The following is a 26,111-nucleotide window of genomic DNA, read 5'->3' as shown; positions in this document are numbered from 1 at the left end:
CAATGTCACCTCATTCGTATTCAGCAAGGACAGACAAAAAATGAACAGATGGGTACTCGCCGCCACCACCACCGCCATGCTGGCTGCCTTGGCCGGTTGCAACAGCGACAATGACGACGAGGTTGTTGCCCCACCAGCGGTAGTCACCCCTGACAGCATCAACCTGAGCTTCCTGGGTCGCTACAGTGCTGGCATCTTTGCTGAAAGCGCCGCCGAGATTCCGGCCTTTGACCCGATCAACAAGCGCATTTTCATCGTCAATGCACAAAAAGGCGCAGTCGACGTGCTGGATGCCAGCGACCCGGCCAACCCAACACTGCTCGAGACCTTGACCGCCACCAGCATTGCCGCTGGCGCAGTGGTTAACAGCATTGCCTACAAGGGCGGCTACCTGGCGGTGGCTATCGAAGCCTCCCCCAAGACCGCTAACGGCTACGTCGCCCTGTATGACGCAACAACCCTTGAGCTGCTGGGCTCCGAGCAGGTTGGCGCGCAGCCCGACATGCTCGCCTTCAGCCCGGACGGCAAGTACCTGCTGACCACCAACGAAGGCGAACCCAGCAACGACTACAGCGTTGACCCGGTTGGCTCCATCAGCATTCTCAGCCTGAATGACGACGAGATCGTCGAGGTCAAAACGGCCACCTTCAGCAGCTTCAACGCGCAGAAAGACGCCCTGATACAGGCCGGCGTGCGCATCTTTGGCCCCAATGCCAGTGTCGAGCAGGACCTGGAGCCAGAGTACATCGCCATCGCCGAGGACAGCACCACCGCCTGGGTTGCCCTGCAAGAGAACAACGCCCTGGCCAAGATCGATATCGCCAGCGCTACCGTCACCGACATCCTGCCGTTGGGCTACAAGGATCACGGTGTGGCCGCCAACGGCATTGATGCCAGCGACAAAGACGACGCCATCAACATCACCACCTGGCCCGGTGTGCTGGGCATGTACCAGCCTGATGCTATTGCCGCCTACAGCGCAGGTGGCAACACCTACCTGGTCACCGCCAACGAGGGTGACGCCCGCGCCTGGGGCGAGGATGACGACGCCTACTGGGCCGGTGATGCCAGCAAGGGCTTTGTTGAGGAGTTCCGCGCCAAGCACCTGCTACACACCGGCGGCTTTGACCGCCGCGCCGGCGACGACCTGCCGCCGCAGCTGCGTGCATTGGCAGCGGGCGCCCTGCTCAACCCAACCACCTTCAGCTACTGCGGTGCGACGGCTGCCGACCCGGGCGACTGCCGTGAAGACGAAACCCTGGGCCGCCTGACCGTGGCCTGGACCGATGGCTATCGCAAGGACGACGCCGGCAACCCGGTGATGTTCGATGCTGCCGGCAATGAAAACGTCGCCGGTGACCGCCTGATGTACGACAACCTGTACGCCTACGGTGCTCGCTCCTTCTCCATTCGCGATGCCGACGGCGCGCTGGTCTGGGATTCAGGTGATGCACTTGAGCAGTACATCGCCAGCGCCGAGTGCATGCTGGGCGCCAACCGCGATATTCCCTGCGCCGACTACTTCAACTCGACCCATGATGAAGGTGACGTATTCGATAACCGCAGTGACAACAAGGGCCCTGAGCCCGAAGGCGTCACTATCGGCCAACTGGGCGAGAGAACCTTCGCCTTCATCGGCCTGGAGCGCATGGGCGGTGTCATGGTTTGGGACGTCACCGACCCGACCGCCCCTGAAATGCTGGATTACCTGAACACCCGCGCCGACTGGACCACCGAAGACACCGAGTCCGTGCTGGCCGATGCCGGCGATCTGGGGCCGGAAGGTCTGGTGTTTGTCTCTGCCGAGGACTCACCAAACGGTGAGGCTCTGCTGATCGTCGGTCACGAAGTCAGCGGCACCACAACCGTGTACCAGATCAATCAGGTACTGCCATAACACCGCTGACGCGTTGTTGGCCCACGGGGCCGGCCACTTGGCCGGCCCTGTTCATTTGCGGCTAGGCCACCTCGTCGCTATGCTCCAGCGCCTCACGGTGCACCCCACGTACCGCCTGCAAGAACTCATCGCCCCAGCGGCGAATATCGTTGTGCTGCACTATCCCGAACAACTCCCGCAACCGCGCTTCGCGCTCTGCCCTGCCCAGCGTCAGCCCGATATAAAGACCATCGCGCAGATCATGCGGATCATGCGGGTTGGTCAACAGCGCTCCGTGCAGCTCGGCGGCGGCACCGGCAAACTCCGATAGCACCAGCACCCCGGCGCCACCACAGAGCCCCTGGGTTGCCACGTATTCCTTGGCAACCAGGTTCAGCCCGTCACGCAGCGGGGTAATCCACATCACATCCGCCATCAGGTAATAGGCCACCAACTGGTTGAAGGGCACGGCGCGGTAGAAGAACTGTACCGGCGTCCAGCCCACCCGCGAGAACCGTCCGTTGATACGCCCTACCGCCTGCTCGATCTGCCCCAGCAGCTCGGCGTAAATGGTCATCTCGCGGGCTGCAGGCACGCAGATGGTGATCAGGCTGACCCTGCCGATCAGCTCCGGATGCGCCTCCAGCAGCGCCTCAAAGGCCAGCAGCTTGGCGTAGGTGCCCTTGGTGTAATCCAACCGCTCGACCGACAGCACCACGCGGATACCTTCCAGCTCCTTGCGCAGCAGGCTGATCTGCTCCTGACACACATCGCTGTCGAGCACCTGTTGCACTCGGTCAACATCCAGCCCGACCGGGTGCGCGCCCAGACCGATCTCACGGCCGTGCACCTTGATGCGCGTGGCCATCCGATCCAGCCCTACCGCGCAACCGTAGGTCAGATAGCGCGGCGCACAGCCGGTCTCTTCCAGCACCTCCAGCGGCGCGACACCGCGTACCACATCAACAAAGTTCTCGGCCTGACGGGGAATATGAAAGCCGATGTAATCGCACTGCAGCAGGCTGCCGATGATTTCGCGGCGCCAGGGCAGCACGTTGAACACGTCGGCCGACGGGAAGTAGGTGTGATGGAAGAAGGCGATATTCAGATCCGGACGCAGCGGTCGCAAGAACGCCGGCACCATCCACAGGTTGTAGTCGTGCAGCCAGACCACCGCGCCCTGCGCTGCCTCGGCGGCCGTACGCTCGGCAAACAGGCGATTGACCTTGAGAAATACCGCCCAGTCCTCCTCGCGGAACACGGCGCGCTCCCAGAAGGTATGTAGGGTCGGCCAAAAGGCTTCCTTGGAGAAGCGCTTATAGAACACGTCGACGTCGTCCTTGGTCAGCGCCACCCGCGCGGCGACCAGATTAGGGTAGCGCTCGGCATCCACCTTGGTGTGCACCTCAAAGCCTTCGCGCCGGCGCGGGTCATGGATCGACCAGGCCACCCAGGAACCCTGCTGATCGCCAGCAAAAAAGCTCAGCAGCGTCGGCAGAATCCCGTTGGGCGAGGACGGCGGACGGCGTATCACCTTGCCGCCTTGCTCCACCTCCTCGTATGGCAGGCGGTGATACACCATCACCAGGTCCGCCTTGCCCTTGATCTGCAGGTCGCGCAGCTCCGAGTCCACGCCCAGCGGGCCGAGAAAGCCGAAATGCGATATCGCCTCTAGAATCCCGCCGCAGCCGCTCAGGCGTGCGTGCAGTACCTTGGCGCGGTCAGCGGTGGCCTCCAGCAAGGCGGCCTCCGACTCACCGACGCACACGCCCTTGAAACCCTGCTCATACATCGACAGGTCATTCAGGGTGTCGCCCGCTACCAGCACATCGTCCAGCGACTCATCCAGATGTTCGACCAGACGCTGCAGGGTACTGCCCTTGTTGACGCCACGGGGCAGGCAGTCCAGGTACATGCCGGCGGAAAACAGCAGGTCGCAATCCAGCGCCTCGACAGCCGCGCGCAGCTCGTCGGTTACCGCATCCGGTTCACAGAACCAGGAACAGCGGCGCTGCTGCGGCACCTGCTGACGCTCCAGCCCGGGAAAGGCGGCCAGCTTCTGCAGAATAAGCTGCTCGCCCGGCCAGCGCGCATCAATCTCGCTCTGCACCGGGTAGACCGGCTGCAGGGTCTTGCCATCCACCACGGTCGCGCCCACGTCACAAATGATGTAATCGGGCTGCGGGATCGCCGGGTCCGAGAGCAACGGCACCACCACTTCAAGGCCGCGGCCGGTGACAAACACTAGGGTGATGCCCGGGTGCGCGCTGATCAGTTGGTAAAGGCGCTGACGATTGTCCGGGTCGCCAGCGAGAAAGGTTCCATCCAGGTCAGTAGCCAACATCATGATTGAGGTCTCCCTGTTGCATCGGAATCGGTGTCGGGCGCCAGCTCGGTTTCAGCGGCGAGCCCATCGGTGCGCGCAGCGGCAGCAGGCTCATCGCCGCCCGCCTCCTCCAGCATCATCTCCAGCACAGCGGTGGAGGTACGCACCATGGGCACTTGATGGGCGGCGCCATCGACAATACGGTCACGGCCGGCCCGCAACTGCCAGCCGGCATAAAGGGCACACAGCGCAAACATCAACGCAAAGAACAGCGGCAGCGCGACGGGCCTCGCGCCCATCAGCAGGCCAGCCAACGCCGGTCCTATCGCTGCCCCAACGCCGTGCAGCATCAGCAGCGCCGCGTTACCCGAGAGAATATCTTCCTGGTGTAAATGATCGATCAGGTGCGCCACCACGGCCGGATAGACCGAGAAGGAGCCGGCGCCAAACACGGCTGCACCCAGCAGCAGCCACAGTCCGAACGGGCCGAGCGCCGCCATCAGCAGGCCGCCCAGCGCAGCGCTGCCGGCGATAATCACTAGCGCACGGCGCCGATCGATGCTGTCCGACAACCGCCCCATCGGCCATTGGGCCAGCGCACCGGCAACAATCACCAACGACACAAACCCGGCAACCTGCGCGGTGTCCATGCCCATACGTGTGGCGTAAACCGCACCAAGCCCCCAGAAGCCGCCCATGCCCAAGCCAGACAACAAGGCCCCGGCACAGGCCACCGGCGCGGCTTCCCAGAGACGGCGCAGCGACAAGGCAGGGGTATCGGTGATCACCGGCTGCGACAGGCGGGTGGCCGATACCGGCATCACCGCCAGCACCACCAGCATCGCGGCAATCACAAACAGCGTGAAGTTGAGCGGGCTGTCCCAGTTCAGCAGTTGCTGGGCCAGCGCCAGCGAGCCCAGGTTGATCGCCATGTAGCAGGCGAACACCTGTCCGCGTCGCTCCGGGGGCGCCTGGGTGTTAAGCCAGCTTTCAATCACGGTGTAAATACCGACCAGCGCCACCCCGGTCATCACCCGCAGCAGCAACCAGACGCCAGGCAACATCCACAGCAGATGGATCAGCACGCAGGCAGCCTCGGCTGCAGCAAGAAAGGTAAAGGCACGCACATGCCCCATGCGGCGAATCAACCGCGGACATAACCAGGTACCGAGAATAAAACCGGCAAAGTAGGCGGAGCCCAGCAGACCGAGTGTCTGGTCGCTGAAGCCTTCGGCACTGCCGCGCAGGGCAAGCAGCGTATTGAGCAGGCCGGTACCCAGCAGCAACAGAGCGATGCCGCACAGCAGGGCCGCAATGGGTACTACAAGTCGAAGCATGGAACCGAGTCTCCTTGGTGGCGTCGGGTCCAGGCAGGGTTTGGGGGGCGTAAATTGATGTGCACTATTTATATTCAGCTGTAAACACCCTACCGCAAACCGGGTCGCACTGACCAGCCCGGCTTGTGTGCCTTCAAAACACCGGGCATATGACGCTACACTGGCCGACATTCGCAGACAGGAATCTCGCCCCGCCATGGCCACCCTTAAAGACCACGCACGCCGCCTCTGCGCGCCCCTGCTCAACCCGCTGGAAGCCGGTGACGCGCCGTACCATTACGCGCCGAGAAGCCGCGCCATTCTGGTCATCATGAGTCTGCTGTTTATCGCCCTGGCCAGCGCGCTGGGGCTGCTGCTGCCGGCCGGGAGCGATCCATTTTTCATCTTGCCCGTGGCCGTCTTCGGGCTGCTCGGGGCACTCGGCCTGCTGGTCGCCTGGCTGGGCAGCGAACGCGCGGTAGCACGGCTGTGGAATAGCCGATAGACATGACATCCAAACAACTCCTGATCGTCGCGCACGCGCCCTCGCCCAACACCCGCAAGCTGGCCGAGGCAGCGCTGCGCGGCGCACGCCATCCGGATATCGAGCACGTGGAAGCCCGCTGGGTGCCGCCGCTGGAGGCCCAGCCGGAGGACGTGCTGCAGGCCGACGCCATCATCCTGGGCACCACCGAAAACCTGGGCTACATGAGCGGCGCGCTCAAGGACTTCTTTGATCGCTGCTACTACCCCGTGCTGGAAGAAAAACAGGGCCTGCCCTGTGCACTCTACATTCGCGCCGGGATGGACGGCACCGGCACCCGCAGGGCGGTCGAGTCGATTGTTACCGGCCTGCGCTGGCACTGGGTGCAGACGCCACTGACCCTGCGCGGTGACTGGCAGGACGCCTTTGAACAGCAGGTCGAGGAGCTGGGTATGTACATGGCCGCCGGACTCGATAGCGCAGTGTTCTGATGGAGCGTATCATCGCCCGTACCGAAGCCTGCTACGCCAAGGCAGAACAGTATTTTCAACGCACCTTTGCACGCCCCGCTATCCATCTGGATCTGCGCGGCCAGCGCGCCGGCGTCGCCTACCTTGACCGCAACCTGCTGCGCTTCAATGGCCAGTTGTACCGGGAGAACAGCGCGCACTTTCTGCAGCAGACCGTTGCGCACGAGGTGGCTCACCTGATTGCCCATCAGTTGTACGGCCACCGCATTCGCCCGCACGGCCGCGAATGGCAGGCGCTGATGACCGGGCTGTTTGAGCTGCCGGCTGATCGTTGCCACAACTACGCCGTGGCCCGCAGGCGCAGCACCCAGTACCTGTATCGCTGCGCCTGCCCGGAGCACATGCCTTTTACCGCACGCCGCCATGCGCTGGTCAAAAAGGGCAATCGCTATCTGTGCCGGCGTTGCGGCGATGCGCTGCACTTTACCGGCAAGAGCCAGCAGGTCTGAAGCTCTAGGGTCTGTTGACGTTTCGTTCACCCGCCTGTTGCAGCCTGTAAAGCCGCCAATCAAGGAGCGAGAAGCGTAGGGTGTTCAGCGCATCCCTGCGCTTCACCCCTTCGGGGCTGGCGCACAAAAACGCTCCCGGCGTTTTGTGGTCATTCCACGTGAGCGACGAGCGACGCCGAGTGGCGGCGTTACAGGCGCAACCTCGGCGGCCCCACCCGCAGGGCCGGGGCCATTTTTCGGCCATGCTGCGTTGCCGGTCGCTTATGTGGGGCGACCACACAGCGTTCCCTCCGCCTTGCCTGGCCGAAAAATGGCCTCCGGCAGGCGGGTGAACGAAACGTCAACAGACCCTACCCCGCCCGCCGCATCACCTCGATGTAAGGGCGCAGGCTGTAGCCCAGTTGTGGAGCAAGGCGGTCGGCCCAGACGTTCATGGCCTGGCGGTCCAGAGACAACTCACCGCTCTGGGGAATAAACAGGATGATGTTGCCCTCCACCACTTCCACCTGCAGGTAGCGCTCGCCGAACAGCTCGCGCAGACGGTGGACGGCGTAGGGCTTGCCGCTACTGCCCTGCTGCCACTGATTGACCACCATCAGTCCGCCAGGGCGTAGCGCCGCGTGGCACTGCTGCAAAAAGTCCATATGCAGTTGGGCGCCGGCAATACCGTCTTCCAGGTATAAATCGAGCATCAGCAGGTCCACCGGCTCGGTCAGTGACGCCATGTACTGCTCGGCGCTTGCCACCACCACCTGCAGTTCGGGCACCTCCGGCAGGGCAAACCAGCGCCGGGCCAGCGCCACCACCGCGGGGCGGAGCTCGACCGCACGTATCTGCTTCGGTTGCAGATGCTGCAGCACCGCACTGACCAGGCTGCCTGCCCCCAACCCCAGCGCCAGTGCCCGCTCAATCTGCGGCAGCCAGAAGCCCGCCAGCAGCATCGCGCGGGTGTAGTCGTACTCCAGCCAGGCGGGGTCGCCAATCAGCGCGCAGCTCTGTTCAGTCTCCGCCCCAAAGTAGAGGTAACGTAACTCGCCCGCCTGCGTTACCCGCAACTCACCCAGCGCATCCTGTTCACGCGCCAGCAAGCGTTCAGGCTCGCGCCCAAGGCGGTGGGCCAGCCACCACCCCATTTGCTGCAGATAGCCTCGCCATTCGGTCACCGCGATACTCCCACCCTGTCCTGTCCGCGGCACAGTAGCAGCTTTGCCCAGCAGCGCGGCAAATTTTCCGCCACGGCGTCAGCACCGTCACTTAAACTGGGGTTGTCGTTTCCCGCTATTCAGGTACCTCCGCATATGAACCCTTCCGGCAGCGTCCTTCAGCTTATCGTCGTTCTATTGCTCGCCACCGTCATCGCCGTGCCGCTGGCCAAGCGCCTGCGGATGGGCGCAGTGATCGGCTATCTGGCCGCAGGTGTGATCATTGGCCCCGGGGCGCTGGACCTGGTACCACACCCGGAAGACATCAGCCATGTGTCAGAGCTCGGAGTAGTGCTGCTGCTGTTCATCATCGGCCTGGAGTTGTCGCCGCGCCGGCTGTGGGTAATGCGCCGCGCGGTGTTCGGCACCGGTTCGCTACAGGTCGGTCTGTGCGCCACCGTCATCGGCCTGCTGGCCCTGCTGCTATTCGAACAGCCGCCGGCCACTGCACTGGTGCTGGGTCTGGGCCTGGCGCTGTCATCCACCGCCTTCGGCCTGCAGCTGCTGGCCGAGCGCCGCGAGCTGACCAGCGCCCACGGCCGCCAGGCATTCGCCGTGCTGCTGTTTCAGGATATGGCCGCCATTCCGCTGATCGCCCTCATCCCGCTGCTCGGCGTTCAGCCCGACAGCAGCGGCGAAAGCAGCCTGCTGCTGCAGACCATCAAGGTGCTCGGCAGCATTGCCGTGATCATTGTTGGCGGCCGTTACCTGCTGCGCCCGGTGTTCCGCGTAGTGGCCCGTACCGGGCTGCAGGAAGTCTCCACCGCCACGGCCCTGCTGGTGGTGATCGGCACGGCCTGGCTAATGGAGTCGGTGGGCGTCTCCATGGCCCTCGGCGCCTTTTTGGCCGGTCTGCTGCTGGCCGACTCGGAGTACCGCCATGAGCTGGAATCGCAGATCGAACCCTTCAAGGGGCTGCTGTTGGGGCTGTTCTTTATCACCGTAGGCATGCGGGCCGACATTTCGCTGCTGCAAAGCAGCCCCTTGTCCGTCGCCTTGTTGACCGCGTTGATCCTTGCGCTGAAACTGCCGCTCATCTACCTGACCGGCCGTTTGGCCGGTGGCCTGGGGCGACACAGCGCGCTGCGACTGGGCCTGGTGCTGGCCGCTGGCGGCGAATTTGCCTTTGTGGTGTTTCAGCTGGCCAGTACCCATCAGTTGCTCAGCCCCACCCAAAACAACCTGCTGATACTGGCAATTACCCTGTCGATGGCGGTAACGCCATTGCTCATTCTGTTGCTGGCCGCGCTGCTGCCCAAGGACCAGGCAGCACCGCGCGCAGTGCCCGATGAGTACCAGCAAATCGACGCCGACGCGCCACGGGTCGTGATCTCCGGCATGGGGCGTATGGGTCAGATCATCGCTCGGGTATTGCGTGCCCAGCGCGTGCCCTACGTTGCTTTGGATACCTCGGTAGACAGTATCGAATTGTCGCGCAGTATCAGTACCGACATGCCGATTTACTACGGCGATCCGCTACGCCCAGACATCCTGCGCGCGGCCCAGGTCGACAAGGCGCAGTTTTTTATCATTACCAGCAGCGACCCGGACGTCACCCTGCGCACCGCCGAAACCGTGCGCCGCCTGTATCCGAAGATCACCATCATCGCCCGTGCCCGCAACCGCCAGCATGTGCACAAGCTGATTGACCTGAACGTGTTGGCAGTACGCGAAACCTTTCACTCCAGCCTGGAGATGAGCAGGCAGATTCTGACCGGCCTGGGGCTGAGTGATGAGCAGGCCGACTCGCGCCTCTCGCGCTTCCGCAGGCACGACGAGCAGGTACTGGCGGCCCAGCACGCCGTCTATGACGATGCAGCAGCCGTGATGCAGACCGCCCGTCAGGCCCGCGCCGACCTGGAAAACCTGTTCGACACCGACCGTATCGAGGCACGCAGCGTCGCCGACATGATCGAGCAGGCTAAACAGCGGAGCTGAGCCTGCTAGAATGCGCGGTTATCGCAATCAGGAGCAGCAGCATGGCCGACATTGGGCGTTTCAATCATCTGGAAATCACCAAGCACACCGACTTCGGGCTCTATCTGGACGGTGGTGAAGACGGCGAAATCCTGCTGCCCAACCGCTATGTACCCAAGGATCAGAGTACCGAGGTGGGTGACCGCCTGCGGGTGTTCGTCTACTTCGACAGCGAAGACCGCATCATTGCTACCACCCTGCGCCCCCGCGCGCAGGTGGGCGACTTCGCCAACCTCAAAGTCGTCGCGCGCAACCGAGTCGGTCTGTTCCTCGACTGGGGCCTGCCCAAGGATGTGCTGCTGCCCTTTGCCGAGCTGAAAAAGCCACTGGAAGAAGGCCAGTACTGCGTCGCCTACCTGTATCTGGATAAGCACACCAGCCGGGTGCTGGCGACCACCCGTCTGGATCGCTACCTGGACAAGACACCGGCCAACTACAAGGTCGGCGATGCGGTCAACCTGCTGCTGGTCGAGCGTACCGACCTGGGCTACAAGGCCATCATCAATGGCGAACACTGGGGTTTGGTACACCGCAATGAAGCCTTCAGGCCGATCAAGCTGGGCCGCAAGGAGCAGGGCTACATTCGTGAGATGCGCCCCGACGGCAAGATCAACCTCAGCCTGCAGCCGGTCGGCGCCCGGGCCGCTGACCTGCTGCAGCAGCAGATACTCGACCGCCTGCAGGCCAGCGGTGGTCACCTGGCCCTGAGTGATCGCAGCAGTCCCGAGGCCATCAGCGATGCCTTCGGCGTCAGCAAGAGCAACTTCAAAAAGGCCATTGGTGGTTTGATGAAAAAGGGCGTTATTCGGATTCATTCGGAGCATATCGAACTGGCCCAATAAGCAACGGCACGGCGGACCGGCGGGCCTGCGCATTGCGGCTCTGACGTAGGGCGGAGAACGCCGCAGGCTTCTCCGCGCGTCGGCAAATGAACCCACGGAGAACGCTGCGCGGTTCTCCATGCTACGGGGGCGGAGTAGACCAACGGCGTCTCCGCCATGGATGCAGCCCCCTCTGCACCAGGCCATAACGCCTAAGCGGCGGACCGGCCTGATCCTCAAACGGTCATCATGCGTTCGTTGTTTTGTCACGTCCCGGGGCTAGATTGCCGATCTTCGCGCACGGCAGCCGCCGGCGCCCTGCCGATGACAAGGATGATGTAATGACCAACTGGAAAGTGCTGTCTGCGCTGCTGCTGGGCAGCGCGCTGCTGAGCGCCTGTAACTCCGACAGCGGCAATGACGACGACGCCGCAACCACCCCCGAGCAAGAGCTGGCCGCACGCCTGGCCGCCTTCCCGCAGGCAGGGGTCGAATTGCCCTTCGCGGTGCTGCGTGATGACCTGATCGACGGCAAGACCATGGCCCCGTTCGAGGTGCGTAACGGTGGCTACGGCTCGGCCATGACCGCGCACCCGAGCAACCTCGGTGAGTTCTACGCCATGACCGACCGCGGCCCCAACGCCGACTTTGTGGGTGGCGCCTACGGCTCTGGCAAGTCATTCCCGGTCGCCGATTACACTCCGCGCATCGGCCACTTCCGAATCATCGCCAGCGGCGGTGTCGAGCAGTTGGCAACCATCCTGCTCAAGCGCCCGGACGGCACCCTGATCACCGGTCTGCCCAATACCTCCGCGTTGGGCGGCACCGGTGAAACGCCCTACAACCCCGATGGCACACCGATTGTGGTTGACCCCATGCAGCCCTACGATGCCGCAACCAACCCGATCAAACTCGACGACTACGGCCTAGATGGCGAAGGTCTGGTGGCGCTGCGCAACGGCAGCTTCTGGGCCAGCGACGAATACGGCCCACACATGGTTCACTTTGACGCCGAGGGCCGCGAGATCGACCGTATCAACCCATTTGCGGCAGATACACGCACCCGCATCAACCTGCCGGCAGAGTACGCCTATCGCCGCGCCAATCGCGGCATGGAAGGCTTGGCCATCACCCCGGATGAGTCCACGCTGGTCGGCCTGATGCAGTCCACCATGGACCTGCCGGACCGCACAGTGCGCTCGCTCACCATCACCCGTATTGTCACCGTCAACCTGCAGACCAACGAGATCGGCCAGTACCTCTACCGGCAGGAGCTGCCAGCCAACTCCAACTCGGAGATGGTCGGCTTGAGCGCTACCGACTTTCTGGTTCTGGAGCGTGATGGCAGCTTCCTCTACGGTGGCCCGAACGGCGCAGCCGGCGTCACGCCCGATGCGCAGAAGCAGGTTTACCGCATTGACCTGTCTACCGGCACCAACCTGGAAACCGTGGCGCTGCTGCCCGGCATGGTGCAAGACCCGGATCTCGGCCTGACCATCAATGGCAAGACGCTGGAGCAAGTGGTACTGGAAGGTGGCTGGGAAGCCCTAGCTGCGGTCGGCATCTACCCGGTAGACAAGACACTGGCGCTGGACATGGTGGTTGAAGCCAACTACCCGCACGACAAAATGGAAGGCCTGTGGCGCATCGACAACGGCCACCTGGGCGTGCTGAACGACGATGACTTCGCCACCTGGTCCACCGGCGGCGTACTGGAGCAAAAGATGCTCGACGACGCCACCATCGACGCAGGCCGCCTGTACATCCGAGAAGTAGACCTGTCAGTCGATTGATCAGCTGGACTGGCAAACAATACAGGCGCCTTTACGGCGCCTGTATTGTTTCAGAGAGGCGTTCAGGTGGCCTGGTGAAACGCCCGGTACTGGCCGGGCGTCAGCGCAGTACGTAATTTGAAGTGACGCTGAAAATGCGCCTGATCGGCAAAGCCCAGATCCAGCGCCAGGTGGTTCAGACTGACCGGCTCAGTGCGCAAGCGTGAACGCGCTTGCTTGATCCGCGCATCCAATTGATACGCATGCGGCGCCTGACCGTACAGCCGCTTGAAACCGCGAATCAGCTGATAACGATTAAGCTCAGCCGCTTCGGCCAGCTCCTCCAATTGCAGATTGCTGCCAAGCCGATCCATGATCAACTCCCGCGCGCGCTGCAGGCCGCTCTGATGCAGCGTTGGGGTGTGCTCCTGAGCGCGGCTGAACAGCGGGTGCAATAACTCGACCAGCCGCCCTTGCGCTTCCAGCGCGCCGTCTGAGCGCTGCAGGCTGGCGTACAGCCCGTCGAACTGCGCTCGCCCCGTCACACTGCAAACATCCGGAAAGCCCTGATAGTCAGCGCTGCCGCCAAAGGTCTCGCGCTGCAAAGAGCCCAACCAGTGGGCATCAACAAACAGCATGCGATACGACCACTGACCGGCCGCCGGGTTGCACGAGTGCACCTCACCCGGATTGACCGTCACCATGCTGCCCGCACCGATACGCTCAAGGCGTTGACGGTTGCGGTAGGCCGTGTGCCCCTGGTCGATCACACCAAAGGAAAACTCGTCGTGCGTGTGCGCCTGATAACACGCGCTGGAGCGATCTGCCTGCCGCAGCTCAACCAGCGGCAGCGCTGGGCTACGCTGAAGAAATTGCTCTTGCGACATGTTCATCTCACCTTCTCACCGCCACAGAATCAGCATTACGCTGAGCACCAGCAACAACGCCATCAACAGGTTGAATACGCGCATTGCCCGCACACTTGGCAGGCGGCCACCCAGCAAATGCCCCAGCACCGCCCAGCACCCCACACCAAACAGACAAACCAGCAACGACACCATACAGAAAACCGCCAACGACTGCGCCTGATTGCTGACGAACAACCCCAGCCCCGACAGGGAGTACAGCCACGCCTTGGGGTTGAGCCACTGCGCCAGGGCGCCAGCCCAAAAGCCAGGCACCCTGGCGTTATCTGCCCGCGGCAACCCCGGCTTTGCCCTCGCAAGCCGCCAAGCCAAGTACAGCATGTAGGCCGCGCCAACCCAGGCCAGCCCCTGCAACACCTGCGGATTTTGCGCCAGGCTGCCAAGCAAGCCTAGCCCCAGCAGCAATACCATCAGCGCATAGCCCAGCGAGGCGCCTACCACATAGGGCATGGCCCCTGGCAAGCCGACCCGTGCCGCACTGCTGACCGTCACCACACAAACCGGCCCCGGCGCGATTGAACCCACCAGAATAAACGCCAACATCGATAACCACAGCGACAGCATGGTACGCCCTCATGACCCGAACAGCGGCATGCTGACGCAATGGCACTCGCGTGTATTGAAGGAAATTGCGCACAAAAAAGGCGCCTCGCGGCGCCTTGAGTGGTCGGGCATTAGCCCGACCATCATCTCGGTGACTCAGCTTTCCGGCCGCCCTTGATCAGGCTCACTGTAATCGCATACACCCTGCGGGAAGATCGCATTGAGCTGGGCGATCTCATCGGAGTCCGGAACCCAGGTGCCATAGGTGCCATCGCTGAGCGCACTGGCTACCGGCTTGAGCGCACACTTGAAGATACTGCCTTCAATCGGCCCACCTGCCTGCATTCGCGAGGTGCTATAGGTCGGGAACTGCTGGGTACAGGCCCCTGCTGGCTGCTCGTTGATGATGCCATCCCATACGTTGTCACCCTCCGCGATCAGGCTGCCGTCAGTGTTGAAACAGCTGTCTAGCGCAGTCGCCGGGCGGTTTTCGCCGATGCTGCGCTCGGGGTTCTCGCGGATATTGTTTAACCACTCGTCCAGCAACTCCAGCGCCATCCAGGTTTGGTCAAAGTTGCGCTGCGGCCGCGGCCTGGCTGGATTGCTGGTGTCGGTTGGGCGGCTATCAGTAAACCAGATCACCTGATTATCAGCGTGGCCCATGCGGTTCAGAATACGCTGACGTGCCGAGAAGGATTGGTGACTATTGTGCATATCCAGCACCTCCTCCAGATAATGCCGCCAATCAACTACCGGAATATTCAACTGCCCATCAAACACGATGCCTTGCTCATAGGCGGCGTTCATCGCCAGCGGGTCGCCCTCGGTGCGCGGCGCAGGTGCAACCCCGTCGGCACTGAGGTTCATGTTGCGACGACTCCAGGGATCGAAGTTTTCCGGGGTGTTCGGCGGCAGGAACGGCGCGCCCTCTTGGACCATCTCACTCGGCTGTTTCCAACCGCCAATCAGGGCGTTCAAGCGCAGGAACTCGGCCGGAGTAATCTGCCCTCTTCGCAGTGGCAACAAGCCGTATTGCACGCCGACGTTATCAAACAGCGTGCGCGGTTCACCCTCGCCATCTACGCCATATACGTTGCGTAAATCATCAAAATGCGTCCAGTGCACATCCGCCATGATTTCCGGCGGCTGCATCTGCTCCTGATACGGCGCCTGTCCGTACAGCGGATTCATGGTCAGCGGAGTTAGCCCGCGCCAGGCCGGGACGCACTCAGACATGCCCGGTGCGCTGGCGTAGCCGAGGGTGCGCTTGGTGTCGTACAACGGATCGGCATAGGCATCCGTGGCATTCAGGCCGACCAGCAGGCTGCGGTTCTCGGTGGTCTGCCAACGCGAGTTGGCGCGATCGGTGGCATCCATATAGTGCTCCAGCAACTCGCAGTCGCCGATATGAATGGTCTGGGTCACCATGTCCGGGTAGGCGTATTGCGGCACCCCGGCATCAATCAAACCCGGGTGGTTCTGCGAGTAAACATATTGCTGAATCGCTCCGCCAGAGCCGCCAATGGCCACGGTGTAGTCAGGCACACCGAAGCGCTTGACGAAGTGCTCCTTGGTCATCAGCGCGGTCTCACCGCCCAGTTGCAGATTGTAGTGGGTACTGGCACGGGTGCCGGTAGAGTAGATCACCGCATAGCCCAAGCCGAGCACTTCCGGGGTGAGCGCATCACCGCTTAGCCGGCCCTGACTATGCCCGATACCAACCCCGCCCTCAAAGTGATACAGCAAGCGGCCGTTCCACAGCTCGGTACTGGCGGCGTCCTCAGCATCACTGCGGTCAGCCAGGGTGGCAAAACTGTAGATAAAGCGGTTCAGAGTGCCAACCTCACGGCGCACGACAAAATCCACCTCCCGTCCGTCGGTCAGGGTGGTCGTCGCCATGTCGGCCGGACGGCTGCGGTCTGCCGGCAGCGCTGCGTAACTGCCACCGGTAGTCCTGTAGAGAAACTCCACCCGAGGTTCAATGGTGCAGTCACGGCTGTAACCTACCACCGTCTCGTCCTCGTAAACCGGGAAACCGCCCTCCTGGTTGTCGACCAGCGGCTGGATACCCAGTTGCCCTACTACGCTGCAGACAAAGGGATACTGTTGCGGTCCAGAAAACACCGGCCCGGTCTCTGGGTAGGCTGTCAGTGTCATGTTGTTCAGCTCGCCAAAGCGGCTGTGATGCAGCTCCAGACGGTTTTCGCCGAGCGTCAGCCCCTCGACCAGTATTTCCAATCGACCGTTACGCTCGACCATCCGGGTCGGCTCGATCTCGGCATCGTTCAGCCACAGCTCCAGGTTGTCCAGCTCCGCATCAACCACATCCAGGTCACCCTCGATAGTCACAAGCACATCATCACCGGTCACCTGGTCGAGCGCGCTGGATAACACCCCTAGCTGCAAGTTTGGGCGCACCGGATCATCGTCAGAATCGCTACTGGAAAGACAGCCACTAAGGGCGATAGACAACACAGGAATGGATAGCAAAACTCTTGGGCAGGCCATGAAGAATCCCTCTCTTGGACTTGTTGTCGAGATTGCCGGGCGCCAGCAGAGAGAGGGTAGTTTGGATCGGCCAACAGCGTCGCGTACACCCTCTGCATCCTGCACTCTCGCCCACGCCGTCGGTCGCAGCCGACTTACAGGAGTCTAGTCCGGGTTAGAAAATGCGCCAAAATTAAGCAAAGCAGAAATGTAACAAGGCTACCCACGCTGTCTCAGAAGCGCGTCAAACTCACCAGCAGCGCAGCGCCCAACCCCAGCGACACCAACTGCCAGAACAGCACCGGGTCGCGCTCCAGCAGCGGCGCCTTACCCGTAGCCAGGCTGGCAGCGCTGGGTTGGCGCAGCTCAAAGACAAACTCATCGACATCGGCAAAACGCTTGGCCGGGTCCAGTTGCAGGGCGCGGCGCAGCACAGCGTCGATCCAGGCTGGTAGCGAGCGAGTCGGGCTAAGGACTGACTGGTAGCTGAGGCGGTTCTGCGCCGCCCGGCTGCGTGCGGCGGACACCCCCGTGCCGTAGGGCAGCCGGCCACTGAGCATCTGATAGGCAATGACTGCCAGCGAGAACTGGTCGGAGCGGTCACTCCCCCCCTCGCCAAGAAAGTACTCGGGCGCGGTGTACTGCGCGGTGCCCAGAAGCTCGCCGCGCTGCTGCAGGCCGCTTTCCAGCAAACCGGCCACCTGCACCGCGCCAAAGTCGATGATGCGCACGCAGCCGCTGCGCTCAATCAGGATGTTGGCCGGGCGCAAGTCCTGGTGCAGCATTTCCAACCGATGGAAGGCGCGCAGGCCACGAGCAACCTGCTCAATGATGTCGCGCACCTGCTGCAGCTCCGGCTCGGGGTTGTCGCGCATCCACTGCTCCAGGGTCTGGCCGTCCAGGTATTCGCTGAGGCTGTACAGGTAACCGCGCCGCCGCTCAGGCAGCGCGGCGCGCAACACATGCGGGCTGTTGATGCGCCGAGCTATCCACTCCTCGGTCAGCAGGCGCTCCTGCGCAGCGCGATCACCTTGCTGGTCGGTAGCCAACGCCTTGAGCACCACCTGCTCGCCGCTATCGCGGTCCTCGACTAAATACACGTGACTACGCGCACTGGCGTGCAGCTGGCGCAGCACGCGGAAGCCGTCGAAATCGCTGCCTGCTTGCAGCATCGGGGTTAGCGGCAGATCATCCAGCTGCTGGTGCAGCTCACTCGCCTGCGCCATAGGCAGCGCATCAACGCGCAGCAATTGCAGGGTCAGGTTGTCGTCACTGCCATTGTTTAGCGCCAGCGTGACCAGCGCCTCGGCCGCCTGTTGCAGATCACCTCCGGCGCGGGCCAACTGCCGGCTGACGTCGGCCGCCTCGATAAACTCGTAGAGCCCGTCGGTGGCCAGCAGAAATAGATCACCAACACGCAACGGCAGACTCTGATAATCGACTTCCAGCCGGTCATTGATGCCCAGCGCACGGGCCAGATGGCTGTTTTCACCAATCCAGACCCGGTGATCTTCGGTCAACTGTTCGAGACTGCCTGCATGCACCCGATACACCCGGGCATCACCAATGTGAAACAGGTGCGCCGTGGTGGACTTGATGACCAGCGCGCTGAAGGTACACACATAGCCACGATCACGGTCATAACAGTACTGACTGCGCCGGCTTTGGGCATGCAGCCATGAATTGAGCGCCAGCAAAACCCGCTGCCCGGCCTGGCGCACCGACCAGGCCTCGGAGGTGCAATAGTAATCCTGCACAAAGCCGTTCACCGCTGCCTGTGCGGCCTCCTGGCTGACCAGACTGGAGCTAATGCCATCGGCCAGCGCCAGCACCGCGCCCTTGCTGAACAGCGCACTGCCTTGCGGCACCAGCACGGCCGAGAAGTCCTGGTTCTGCGGCTTGATACCCGCACTGGATGACTGGCCAACGGAAAGCAACAGAGTCGGATGCATGCGGTGACACCTGCGCCCGGGTGATCCGGGCGCAAATGATTCTCCAGGAAAGGATTAGATAGCGCGCTTGGGCGCGGTGCGCACGTGGGTGGTGTAGAGGGTCAGACCGGTGAACGCCAGACCGCCCACCAGGTTACCCAGTGCGGTAGGAATCTCGTTCCAGATCATATAGTCCATCACCGAGAAGTCACCGCCCATGATCATGCCGAACGGGAACAGGAACATATTGACCACCGAGTGCTCAAAACCCATGTAGAAGAACAGCATGATGGGCATCCACATGGCGATGGTCTTGCCGCTGACCGAGGTGGAAATCATCGCGCCCACCACGCCCATGGATACCATCCAGTTGCACAGCATGCCGCGCAGGAAGATAGTCAGCCAACCGGCCAGACCGTATTCGGCATAGCCCAGGGTGCGGTTCTCGCCAATGTGCGAAATCTTCTCGCCAATCTCACCAGCGGCCGCAGAGAATCCGTAGGTAAACACGAAAGCCATCATCACCGCCACGGTCAGGGCGCCGGCAAAGTTGCCGACAAACACCAGCCCCCAGTTGCGCAGCACCCCCTTGACCGTCACCCCCGGACGTTTGTCGAGCAGCGCCAGCGGACAGAGCACAAACACCCCGGTGAGCAGATCAAAGCCCATCAGGTAGAGCATGATAAAACCAACCGGGAAGAAGGCGGCGCCGACCAACGGCGAGCCGGTCTGTACCGTAATGGTGATGGCAAATACCGCCGCCAGCGCGAGGATGGCGCCAGCCATGAAGGCGCGAATCAGGGTGTCGCGGGTGGACATGTAAATTTTCGACTCACCGGCGTCAACCATCTTGGTAACAAATTCAGCAGGGACCAAATAAGACATGAAGGTGCCTCTCACGCTTGAGATTCAGAGAAAACAGGCCGCCCCGAAGGGGCGGCCAAAGGGGGACTACCTTAGTGGCTCAGGCCAATCTCGACCTGATCGCCAACCAGGCGCACCGGCCAGACCTGCAACTGCTGGTCCGGGTACTCCACGCACTGGCCGTCGCGCAGCCGGAAATGCTGCTTGTACAGCGGAGAGGCGATCACCATCTCGCCCTTCAACTGACCGACGATGCCGCGCCCAATAACATTGGCGCCGGACTGCGGGTCACGGTTTTCGATGGCGTAGAGCTGCGCCTCGGTATCAGCCTGCGGCAGGTGAAACAGCGCCACCTGCCTGCCCGCTACCCAGGCCACCACGCCCGAGTTGGCAACCAGATCAGCGCGGCCGCAGAGCGCACACCATTGCATGTCTTCAGCACGGTTTACTTGAGTCATCACACTACCTCCTCAGTCACGGGAATCAGGTGCAATTCGCACGCCTTGACCGGCCGCCGCTGGCCACGCTCGCGCACAAAATGGATATCCGGGTCGTTGCGCTCGTCGTTGACGAAGGTGCGGAAGCGCTTGAGCTTGTCGGGATCTTTCAGCGCGTTGGCCCATTCGCACTCATAGCGGTCCACCACCAGCTGCATCTGGCTTTCCAGCTCGGCCCCCAGGCCCAGGCTGTCATTGATGATTACGTCTTGCAGGTATTCCAACCCGCCATCCAGGCTTTCACGCCACACAGAGGTACGTTGCAGCCGGTCGGCAGTGCGCACGTAGAACATCAGGAAGCGGTCGATGTACTTGATCAGCGTCGCGTCATCCAGGTCGGTGGCGAACAGCTCGGCGTGGCGCGGACGCATGCCACCGTTGCCTGCCACGTAGAGGTTCCAGCCCTTGTCGGTGGCAATCACGCCCACGTCCTTGCTTTGCGCCTCGGCGCACTCACGGGTACAACCAGACACCGCAAACTTGATCTTGTGCGGTGAGCGCAGGCCTTTGTAGCGGTTTTCCAGTACCAGCGACATGCCGACGCTATCCTGCACGCCGTAGCGACACCAGGTGCTGCCAACGCAGGATTTCACGGTACGCAGCGACTTGCCGTAGGCATGGCCGGTTTCAAAGCCAGCCTCAATCAGCTCGCCCCAAATGTCCGGCAACTGGTGCAGCTCGGCGCCGAACAGGTCAATGCGCTGACCACCGGTAATCTTGGTGTAGAGGTCGTACTTCTTGGCCACCTGCCCCAGCACAATCAGCTTCGCCGGGGTGATCTCACCACCGGCAATGCGCGGCACGATGGAGTAAGTGCCGTTCTTCTGCATATTGGCCATAAAGGTGTCGTTGGTGTCCTGCAACGGAATCAGGCCCGGATCGGTGATCGGCTGGTTCCAGCAGGAGGCCAGAATAGAGCCGACTGCCGGCTTGCAGATGTCGCAGCCGTGATGTCCTCGGCCATGCTTGCTCAGCAGCTCTTCAAAGGACTCGATACCCTCGACGCGAACGATGCCGTACAGCTCCTGACGGGTGAAGGCAAAGTGTTCGCACAGGCTCTTGTCTACTTCGACGCCACGGGCCGACAGTTCATGCTCGAACACCTGCTTGAGCAGCGCCGAGCAACCGCCGCAGCCGGTCGCCGCCTTGGTGTTGGCTTTCAGCTCGCCAAGGTCCGTGCAGCCCGCGTCCACCTGGCAGCAGATGGCGCCCTTACTGACGTTGTGGCAGGAGCAGATGGTGGCGGTAGCGGGCAACGCATCGGCGCCCAGCGCCGGCGCACCGTCGCCCACCGGCAGGATCAGGCTGGCCGGATCGGCCGGCAGCTTGATGCCATTCTGCGCATATTGCAGCAGGGTGTCGTAATAGCTGTTATCACCCACCAGTACCGCACCGATCACCCGGGTACCATCCGCCGAAACCACCAGACGGCGGTAGCTGGCGTTCACGTCATCGATAAAGCGGTAACTGCGCGAGCCTTCGGTATTGCCATGGGCATCACCGATGGAGCCCACATCCACGCCCAGCAGTTTCAGCTTGGTAGACATGTCGGCGCCAGCAAAGGGTTCATGCGGTTGGCCGACCAGTTGCGCGGCCAGGTTGCGCGCCATGGTGTAACCCGGCGCCACCAGACCAAAGATGCTGCCCTTCCAGGAGGCGCATTCGCCGATGGCGAAGATAGACGCATCGCTGGTGCGGAAGCGGTCGTCGATCACCACCCCGCCGCGCTCGGCCACGTCCAGGCCGCAGGCCCGGGCCAGCGCATCCTGCGGGCGAATACCGGCGGAGAACAGCACCAGATCGGTTTCCAGAAACTCGCCATCGGCAAAGTTCATGCGGTAGGCATAGTCTTCACCGGCGACGATCTCGCTGGTCGCCCGCGACAGATGCACACCCACACCCAGCTCCTCGATACGCGCCTTGAGCGCTGCACCACCGTCCACGTCCAGCTGCACCGGCATCAAGCGCGGAGCAAACTCGACAACGTGCGCCTCAAGGCCCAATGACTTGAGCGCGTTGGCCGCTTCCAGGCCCAGCAGGCCGCCACCGACGACCACGCCGCGACGGGCATTGGTGGCCGCTGCACGAATGCCGTCCAAATCTTCCAGAGTGCGATAGACCAGACGGGAGTTGCCTTCAGCGCCCGGAATCGGCGGTACAAAGGGATAGGAGCCGGTTGCCAGAATCAGCTTGTCGTACGCCAGACGACCGGTAGGTGTCACCACTTGGCGCTGCTCGCGATCAATCTCCAGCACCGCCTCGCTCAGGTGCAACTGCACGCCGTGCTCGCTGTAATAATCCGGCGTACACAACGCCAGCGACTCAGCATCACGACCGCCAAAATACTCGGATAGATGCACACGGTCGTAAGCGCGCTCGCGCTCCTCACCAAACACGTGGACATCAAAATGGGCCAACGCCCCCTGTTCGACGAGCTGCTCGACACAGTGGTGACCCACCATGCCATTGCCGATGATGATCAGCGTTTCTTTCTTGATCGGGGCGACGAACGCGTTCATGGCCAGTCCTCACTCAGATTCTGCTGTGGGGCAGAAAACAAAAAAGGCGCCTGCAACTGTCTCCAGTTGCAGGCGCCTTTGCCTTGGATTCACAGATTGTGGGGAAGCGAATAAAGGGCAAGCCCACGCCAACACCGGCGACTCACTTCCAGCCGGTGGTCTCGGCACCGGCCTCTAACAGGCTTCAGCAACTGCCATGCCAACCTGTAAAAGACGACCACAAACCCCACAAAACAAACATCAAGCCATTGTTTTTATTTGATTTTAAAAAAACCAAAAAAACTAAAAACCCTGCCCTACTCGGCATTGAGTCGCGACCCATCGGGGTGCATGGCGCGCAATATCACCCCGCTTTGGTGCGCTACGAGGCTGTTCCACGCTCGCCCGTTTGGGTGCTTGTAGCCCAAGCTGAAGGCCCTAACATGCATGACGCAAAACGCACATATGTCTCACGCCAGTTTGCCGTTGGCGCGGCCACCCCAAACAACAAGAGGAATTGCGCATGCCCACCCTGTTCACCCGCGGCCTGGCCGTACTCGCCCTCAGCGCGCTGTGCTGCACACCCGCGCTGGCCACCAACCCCGGCAGCAGCTCGCCCGACACTCTTATCCTGGGAGACTCGATCTTTGCCCTGTCCGGTGATATCCACGAATACCTGGAAGCCGACCTTGACGAGAACATCAACACCTCCGCCCGCTCCGGCTGCCAACTGACCGGGGGCAATATCCTGTGCTCCAGCCGCTACTCGGTAGAACGTCAGTACCAGCGCGCCAGCAAACGTGGCATCCGCACCGTGATCTTCAACGGCGGCGGCAACGACATTCAGCTCAATAGCTGCCGGCCGTCTCTCAGCGCCTGCATGCCGCTACTTAACGAGCTGGAAGACCGCATCTCTGCACTGGTGCAACAAATGCGCAACGACGGTATCGAGGAAATCGTCTTTCTCGGCTACTACAACGCCGTAGGCGGCGCCCTGGAGCTGCGTGACATCAACAATTACAGCATGAACTACAAGGCGGCTGCTTACCCGGGCATGGGCGTCAAGTTTGTCGACGTGCGCGCCGCCTTCGCCGGCAACGAAAGCCGCTACATCACCAGCGACGGCATTCACCCCACCGCCGCTGGCTCTCGCGTGCTGGCAGACCAGATTCTGCAAGTACTGGACTGAGAACCACCCAGGCGGACAGGCACGTCCTGTCCGCTTGAGCCGCGCCGCCACGGGGCTCATAATGCACGGCCTTCCTCGTTGTCCGTTCGCAGGCCCATCGCATGTTCCGCTGGTTTGAAAGCCGTCTTGACCCGTTCCCCGTTGAAGAGCTGAGCGAGCCACCGCGCAAGCTGCTGCCCTTCTGTCTGCACTTCACCAAGGGCGCCTGGCCCTACATTATTCTTGCCTCGCTGCTGATGGCCGCTATTGCCATCGCCGAGGTCTGGTTGTTCGGTTTTCTGGGCAGCATTGTCGATTGGCTGTCAGACCAGAACCGCGACACCTTCCTGCAGACAGAAGCCTGGAAACTGGCCGGTATGGCCTTTGTGGTGCTGGTGGCCCTGCCCTCGCTGATTTTCATCAACAGCCTGATGACCCACCAGACGCTGATGGGCAACTACCCCATGCGCATCCGCTGGCTGGTGCACCGCTATCTGCTCAAACAATCGATGGCTTTCTATCAGGACGAGTTTGCCGGGCGCATCGCCACCAAACTGATGCAGACGGCGCTGGCGGTCCGCGAGTGCGTGATCAAGCTGATCGACGTCCTCAACTACATCTGTGTTTATTTCATCGGCACCCTGATTCTGGTCGGCTTTGCCGACTGGCGTCTGACCCTGCCCATGTTGGGCTGGCTGGTCGGTTATATCCTGCTGATGCGCTATTTCATCCCGGTGCTGGGCCAGGTCGCCAAGGTACAGGCCGATGCCCGCTCGGTCATGACCGGCCGTATCGTTGACAGCTACACCAACATCCAGACGGTCAAGCTGTTCTCCCACGCCCGCCGTGAATCGGCCTATGCCCGCGACGGCATGGACCAGTTCATGGTCACTGTGTACAAACAGATGCGGCTGGTAACCACCCTCTACAGCCTGCTCTACGTGCTCAACGCCCTGTTGCTGCTGGGCGTGGCCGGGCTGGCCCTGTGGCTCTGGGTGCAGGATTCGATCAGCGTGGGTGCCGTGGCCGTGGCGGTCGCGCTGGTGCTGCGCCTGTGGGGCATGTCGCAGTGGATCATGTGGGAGCTGTCCGCCCTGTTCGAGAACATCGGCACAGTGCAGGACGGTGTCAACTCCATCTCCCGCCCGCAACTGGTACTTGATCGTCCGAATGCAGCGCCGCTGGCCGTGAGCCAGGGTGACATTCGCTTTGAGGACGTCAGCTTCCACTATGGCAAGGGTAGCGGCGTGATGGAGCAGCTCAACCTGCACATTCGCCCCGGTGAAAAGATCGGCCTGGTCGGCCGCTCCGGCGCCGGCAAATCCACGCTGGTCAACCTGCTGCTGCGCTTCTATGACGTTGAGGGTGGTCGCGTGGTGATTGACGGCCAGAACATCGCCGACGTGCAGCAAGACAGCCTGCGTGAACACATCGGCATGGTGACCCAGGATACCTCGCTGCTGCATCGCTCGGTGCGCGACAACATCCTCTACGGCCGCCCGGATGCCAACGAGCAGATGATGCACCAGGCCGCGCGCAACGCGGAGGCCGATCAGTTCATTGCCGAGCTGGAAGACGCCAAGGGCCGCCGGGGCTTTGATGCCCACGTGGGCGAGCGCGGCGTGAAGCTGTCCGGCGGCCAGCGCCAGCGCATTGCCATTGCACGGGTGATGCTCAAAGACGCGCCCATCCTGATCCTCGACGAAGCCACCTCCGCGCTGGACTCGGACGTAGAGGCCGCGATTCAGGAGAACTTGAACCGCCTGATGGACGGCAAAACGGTGATCGCCATCGCCCACCGCCTGTCTACCATCGCGCAGATGGACCGGCTGGTGGTACTGGAGCACGGCAATATCATCGAGCAAGGCTCCCATGCCGAGCTGATCGCGCAAAACGGCGTCTATGCTCGCCTCTGGGCACGGCAGTCTGGCGGGTTTATTGGGGAAGAGCTGGAAGAGGCTGAGCAGCCGGCGTGACGGCCCTGCTGGCGCCTCCAAAAGCTCGTATTTTGCCCCTAATGTTTAGCTGTTTGCCGGCGGCGATTTTCGATTCGTTTTCGCCTTTCCCGGCGAGCCAAGGGGGGCTGCTTGCCCAGCCCCCCGTTAGCGATCCCCCGGGCACCCGGCTACGCGGCCCTTCGGGTTCGCTGCGTTGCTCGATTTCTCGGGGAGTCGCAGAACTCGTCGCTGCGCTCCTCAAACATGCTGCGACTCTTTTTCCCGATAAATCTGCGCTACTCGTCCGCGTAAACGGGGATTGGCACCGTGCACACTCCACCACTTGTTACATCATCCCATCCGGGGCTGCGACATGCCGCGCCCCGAACATCTCGACCCCTAGCTTTCGCCCACCACTTATCCCCCACCATAACCCCGCCTGATTGCACCCACAAACGCCGTCAACCAAGACTAGAATCGGAGCAAAACAACAACAAGGAAGCTCCA

Annotated in this window: 19 protein-coding genes; 9 read left to right on the top strand and 10 right to left on the bottom strand. The window is 62.1% G+C overall.

The window, feature by feature from the left end:
• Window positions 1-40 precede the first annotated feature (40 nt).
• Window positions 41-1,897 carry a choice-of-anchor I family protein gene (locus HV822_RS15760; protein WP_238871136.1) on the top strand — a complete coding sequence of 619 codons (1,857 nt, stop codon included), beginning with the start codon at window positions 41-43 and terminating at the stop codon, window positions 1,895-1,897.
• Between the two features lie 61 nt (window positions 1,898-1,958).
• Here HV822_RS15760 and ggpS read toward each other — a convergent pair whose 3' ends face one another.
• Together ggpS and HV822_RS15750 are read right to left on the bottom strand one after the other, a co-directional pair.
• A complete protein-coding gene (gene ggpS / locus HV822_RS15755; protein ID WP_238871135.1) occupies window positions 1,959-4,223 on the bottom strand; it encodes a glucosylglycerol-phosphate synthase in 2,265 nt (754 codons plus the stop codon).
• Window positions 4,220-5,539, bottom strand: coding sequence for an MFS transporter (locus HV822_RS15750; protein WP_238871133.1), 1,320 nt, complete (start codon window positions 5,537-5,539; stop codon window positions 4,220-4,222). Before HV822_RS15750 ends, ggpS begins: the two co-directional genes overlap by 4 nt.
• Before the next feature lie 196 nt (window positions 5,540-5,735).
• Here HV822_RS15750 and HV822_RS15745 point away from each other — a divergent pair, with 196 nt between their 5' ends.
• The 3 genes from HV822_RS15745 to HV822_RS15735 are packed head-to-tail and all read left to right on the top strand — an operon-like array spanning window position 5,736 to window position 6,981.
• Window positions 5,736-6,023, top strand: coding sequence for a hypothetical protein (locus tag HV822_RS15745; protein ID WP_238871132.1), 288 nt, complete (start codon window positions 5,736-5,738; stop codon window positions 6,021-6,023).
• 2 nt (window positions 6,024-6,025) lie between these two features.
• Complete coding sequence (locus HV822_RS15740; RefSeq protein WP_238871130.1) at window positions 6,026-6,493, top strand: flavodoxin family protein; 468 nt, start codon at window positions 6,026-6,028, stop codon at window positions 6,491-6,493.
• The gene (locus HV822_RS15735) at window positions 6,493-6,981 is read left to right on the top strand and encodes a SprT family zinc-dependent metalloprotease (protein WP_396264919.1); all 489 of its coding nucleotides are present in this window, start codon (window positions 6,493-6,495) and stop codon (window positions 6,979-6,981) included. The genes HV822_RS15740 and HV822_RS15735 overlap by 1 nt, the downstream gene beginning before the upstream one ends.
• Window positions 6,982-7,331: 350 nt before the next feature.
• Here HV822_RS15735 and HV822_RS15730 read toward each other — a convergent pair whose 3' ends face one another.
• Complete coding sequence (locus HV822_RS15730) at window positions 7,332-8,144, bottom strand: methyltransferase domain-containing protein (RefSeq protein WP_238871129.1); 813 nt, start codon at window positions 8,142-8,144, stop codon at window positions 7,332-7,334.
• Between the two features lie 135 nt (window positions 8,145-8,279).
• Here HV822_RS15730 and HV822_RS15725 point away from each other — a divergent pair, with 135 nt between their 5' ends.
• The 3 genes from HV822_RS15725 (at window position 8,280) to HV822_RS15715 (ending at window position 12,774) form a co-directional block, all read left to right on the top strand.
• Entirely contained in the window at window positions 8,280-10,121 is a 1,842-nt protein-coding gene (locus HV822_RS15725) for a monovalent cation:proton antiporter-2 (CPA2) family protein (RefSeq protein WP_238871127.1), read from the top strand.
• Between the two features lie 41 nt (window positions 10,122-10,162).
• Window positions 10,163-11,002 (top strand): CvfB family protein, encoded by an 840-nt coding sequence (locus HV822_RS15720; protein ID WP_238871125.1) that lies wholly within the window; start codon window positions 10,163-10,165, stop codon window positions 11,000-11,002.
• A gap of 320 nt (window positions 11,003-11,322) precedes the next feature.
• Window positions 11,323-12,774: an esterase-like activity of phytase family protein gene (locus HV822_RS15715; RefSeq protein ID WP_238871123.1), complete on the top strand. Its 1,452-nt coding sequence runs from the start codon at window positions 11,323-11,325 to the stop codon at window positions 12,772-12,774.
• Window positions 12,775-12,836: 62 nt separating this feature from the next.
• On the opposite strand, the gene HV822_RS15710 is transcribed toward HV822_RS15715, so the two are convergent.
• The 7 genes from HV822_RS15710 to nirB all read right to left on the bottom strand — a co-directional run bounded on the left by HV822_RS15710 (window position 12,837) and on the right by nirB (window position 22,520).
• Entirely contained in the window at window positions 12,837-13,640 is an 804-nt protein-coding gene (locus HV822_RS15710; protein ID WP_238871122.1) for an AraC family transcriptional regulator, read from the bottom strand.
• 15 nt (window positions 13,641-13,655) lie between these two features.
• Window positions 13,656-14,243, bottom strand: a complete 588-nt coding sequence (locus HV822_RS15705) for a LysE family translocator (protein WP_238871119.1) — start codon at window positions 14,241-14,243, stop codon at window positions 13,656-13,658.
• A 135-nt stretch (window positions 14,244-14,378) separates the two neighbouring features.
• Window positions 14,379-16,640, bottom strand: coding sequence for a DUF6351 family protein (locus HV822_RS15700; RefSeq protein WP_238871117.1), 2,262 nt, complete (start codon window positions 16,638-16,640; stop codon window positions 14,379-14,381).
• A 302-nt stretch (window positions 16,641-16,942) separates the two neighbouring features.
• Window positions 16,943-18,661, bottom strand: a complete 1,719-nt coding sequence (locus HV822_RS15695; RefSeq protein WP_238871116.1) for a bifunctional protein-serine/threonine kinase/phosphatase — start codon at window positions 18,659-18,661, stop codon at window positions 16,943-16,945.
• A 54-nt stretch (window positions 18,662-18,715) separates the two neighbouring features.
• On the bottom strand, window positions 18,716-19,525 hold the full coding sequence (locus HV822_RS15690; RefSeq protein ID WP_238871115.1) for a formate/nitrite transporter family protein: 810 nt from the start codon (window positions 19,523-19,525) through the stop codon (window positions 18,716-18,718).
• Between the two features lie 71 nt (window positions 19,526-19,596).
• On the bottom strand, window positions 19,597-19,962 hold the full coding sequence (nirD, locus tag HV822_RS15685) for a nitrite reductase small subunit NirD (RefSeq protein ID WP_238871113.1): 366 nt from the start codon (window positions 19,960-19,962) through the stop codon (window positions 19,597-19,599).
• A complete protein-coding gene (gene nirB, locus HV822_RS15680; protein ID WP_238871111.1) occupies window positions 19,962-22,520 on the bottom strand; it encodes a nitrite reductase large subunit NirB in 2,559 nt (852 codons plus the stop codon). Before nirB ends, nirD begins: the two co-directional genes overlap by 1 nt.
• A 502-nt stretch (window positions 22,521-23,022) precedes the next feature.
• Between nirB and HV822_RS15675 the strand changes: the two genes are divergently transcribed.
• Together HV822_RS15675 and HV822_RS15670 are read left to right on the top strand one after the other, a co-directional pair.
• Window positions 23,023-23,688, top strand: a complete 666-nt coding sequence (locus HV822_RS15675; RefSeq protein ID WP_238871109.1) for an SGNH/GDSL hydrolase family protein — start codon at window positions 23,023-23,025, stop codon at window positions 23,686-23,688.
• A gap of 101 nt (window positions 23,689-23,789) precedes the next feature.
• Window positions 23,790-25,643, top strand: a complete 1,854-nt coding sequence (locus HV822_RS15670) for an ABC transporter ATP-binding protein (protein ID WP_238871107.1) — start codon at window positions 23,790-23,792, stop codon at window positions 25,641-25,643.
• The last annotated feature ends 468 nt before the right edge of the window (window positions 25,644-26,111 follow it).

Origin of the sequence: Halopseudomonas maritima, assembly GCF_021545785.1 — a bacterium.
GTDB lineage: Bacteria > Pseudomonadota > Gammaproteobacteria > Pseudomonadales > Pseudomonadaceae > Halopseudomonas > Halopseudomonas maritima.
This window is presented reverse-complemented; position numbering and strand designations above follow the sequence as displayed.

Excerpts from the sequence above, each read along its gene's own strand:
- HV822_RS15760 (WP_238871136.1), top strand. The coding sequence starts at position 41 with ATGAACAGATGGGTACTCGCCGCCACCACCACCGCCATGCTGGCTGCC.
- ggpS (WP_238871135.1), bottom strand. The coding sequence starts at position 4,223 with ATGATGTTGGCTACTGACCTGGATGGAACCTTTCTCGCTGGCGACCCG.
- HV822_RS15750 (WP_238871133.1), bottom strand. The coding sequence starts at position 5,539 with ATGCTTCGACTTGTAGTACCCATTGCGGCCCTGCTGTGCGGCATCGCT.
- HV822_RS15745 (WP_238871132.1), top strand. The coding sequence starts at position 5,736 with ATGGCCACCCTTAAAGACCACGCACGCCGCCTCTGCGCGCCCCTGCTC.
- HV822_RS15740 (WP_238871130.1), top strand. The coding sequence starts at position 6,026 with ATGACATCCAAACAACTCCTGATCGTCGCGCACGCGCCCTCGCCCAAC.
- HV822_RS15735 (WP_396264919.1), top strand. The coding sequence starts at position 6,493 with ATGGAGCGTATCATCGCCCGTACCGAAGCCTGCTACGCCAAGGCAGAA.
- HV822_RS15725 (WP_238871127.1), top strand. The coding sequence starts at position 8,280 with ATGAACCCTTCCGGCAGCGTCCTTCAGCTTATCGTCGTTCTATTGCTC.
- HV822_RS15720 (WP_238871125.1), top strand. The coding sequence starts at position 10,163 with ATGGCCGACATTGGGCGTTTCAATCATCTGGAAATCACCAAGCACACC.
- HV822_RS15715 (WP_238871123.1), top strand. The coding sequence starts at position 11,323 with ATGACCAACTGGAAAGTGCTGTCTGCGCTGCTGCTGGGCAGCGCGCTG.
- HV822_RS15710 (WP_238871122.1), bottom strand. The coding sequence starts at position 13,640 with ATGTCGCAAGAGCAATTTCTTCAGCGTAGCCCAGCGCTGCCGCTGGTT.
- HV822_RS15705 (WP_238871119.1), bottom strand. The coding sequence starts at position 14,243 with ATGCTGTCGCTGTGGTTATCGATGTTGGCGTTTATTCTGGTGGGTTCA.
- HV822_RS15695 (WP_238871116.1), bottom strand. The coding sequence starts at position 18,661 with ATGCATCCGACTCTGTTGCTTTCCGTTGGCCAGTCATCCAGTGCGGGT.
- HV822_RS15690 (WP_238871115.1), bottom strand. The coding sequence starts at position 19,525 with ATGTCTTATTTGGTCCCTGCTGAATTTGTTACCAAGATGGTTGACGCC.
- nirD (WP_238871113.1), bottom strand. The coding sequence starts at position 19,962 with ATGACTCAAGTAAACCGTGCTGAAGACATGCAATGGTGTGCGCTCTGC.
- nirB (WP_238871111.1), bottom strand. The coding sequence starts at position 22,520 with ATGAACGCGTTCGTCGCCCCGATCAAGAAAGAAACGCTGATCATCATC.
- HV822_RS15675 (WP_238871109.1), top strand. The coding sequence starts at position 23,023 with ATGCCCACCCTGTTCACCCGCGGCCTGGCCGTACTCGCCCTCAGCGCG.
- HV822_RS15670 (WP_238871107.1), top strand. The coding sequence starts at position 23,790 with ATGTTCCGCTGGTTTGAAAGCCGTCTTGACCCGTTCCCCGTTGAAGAG.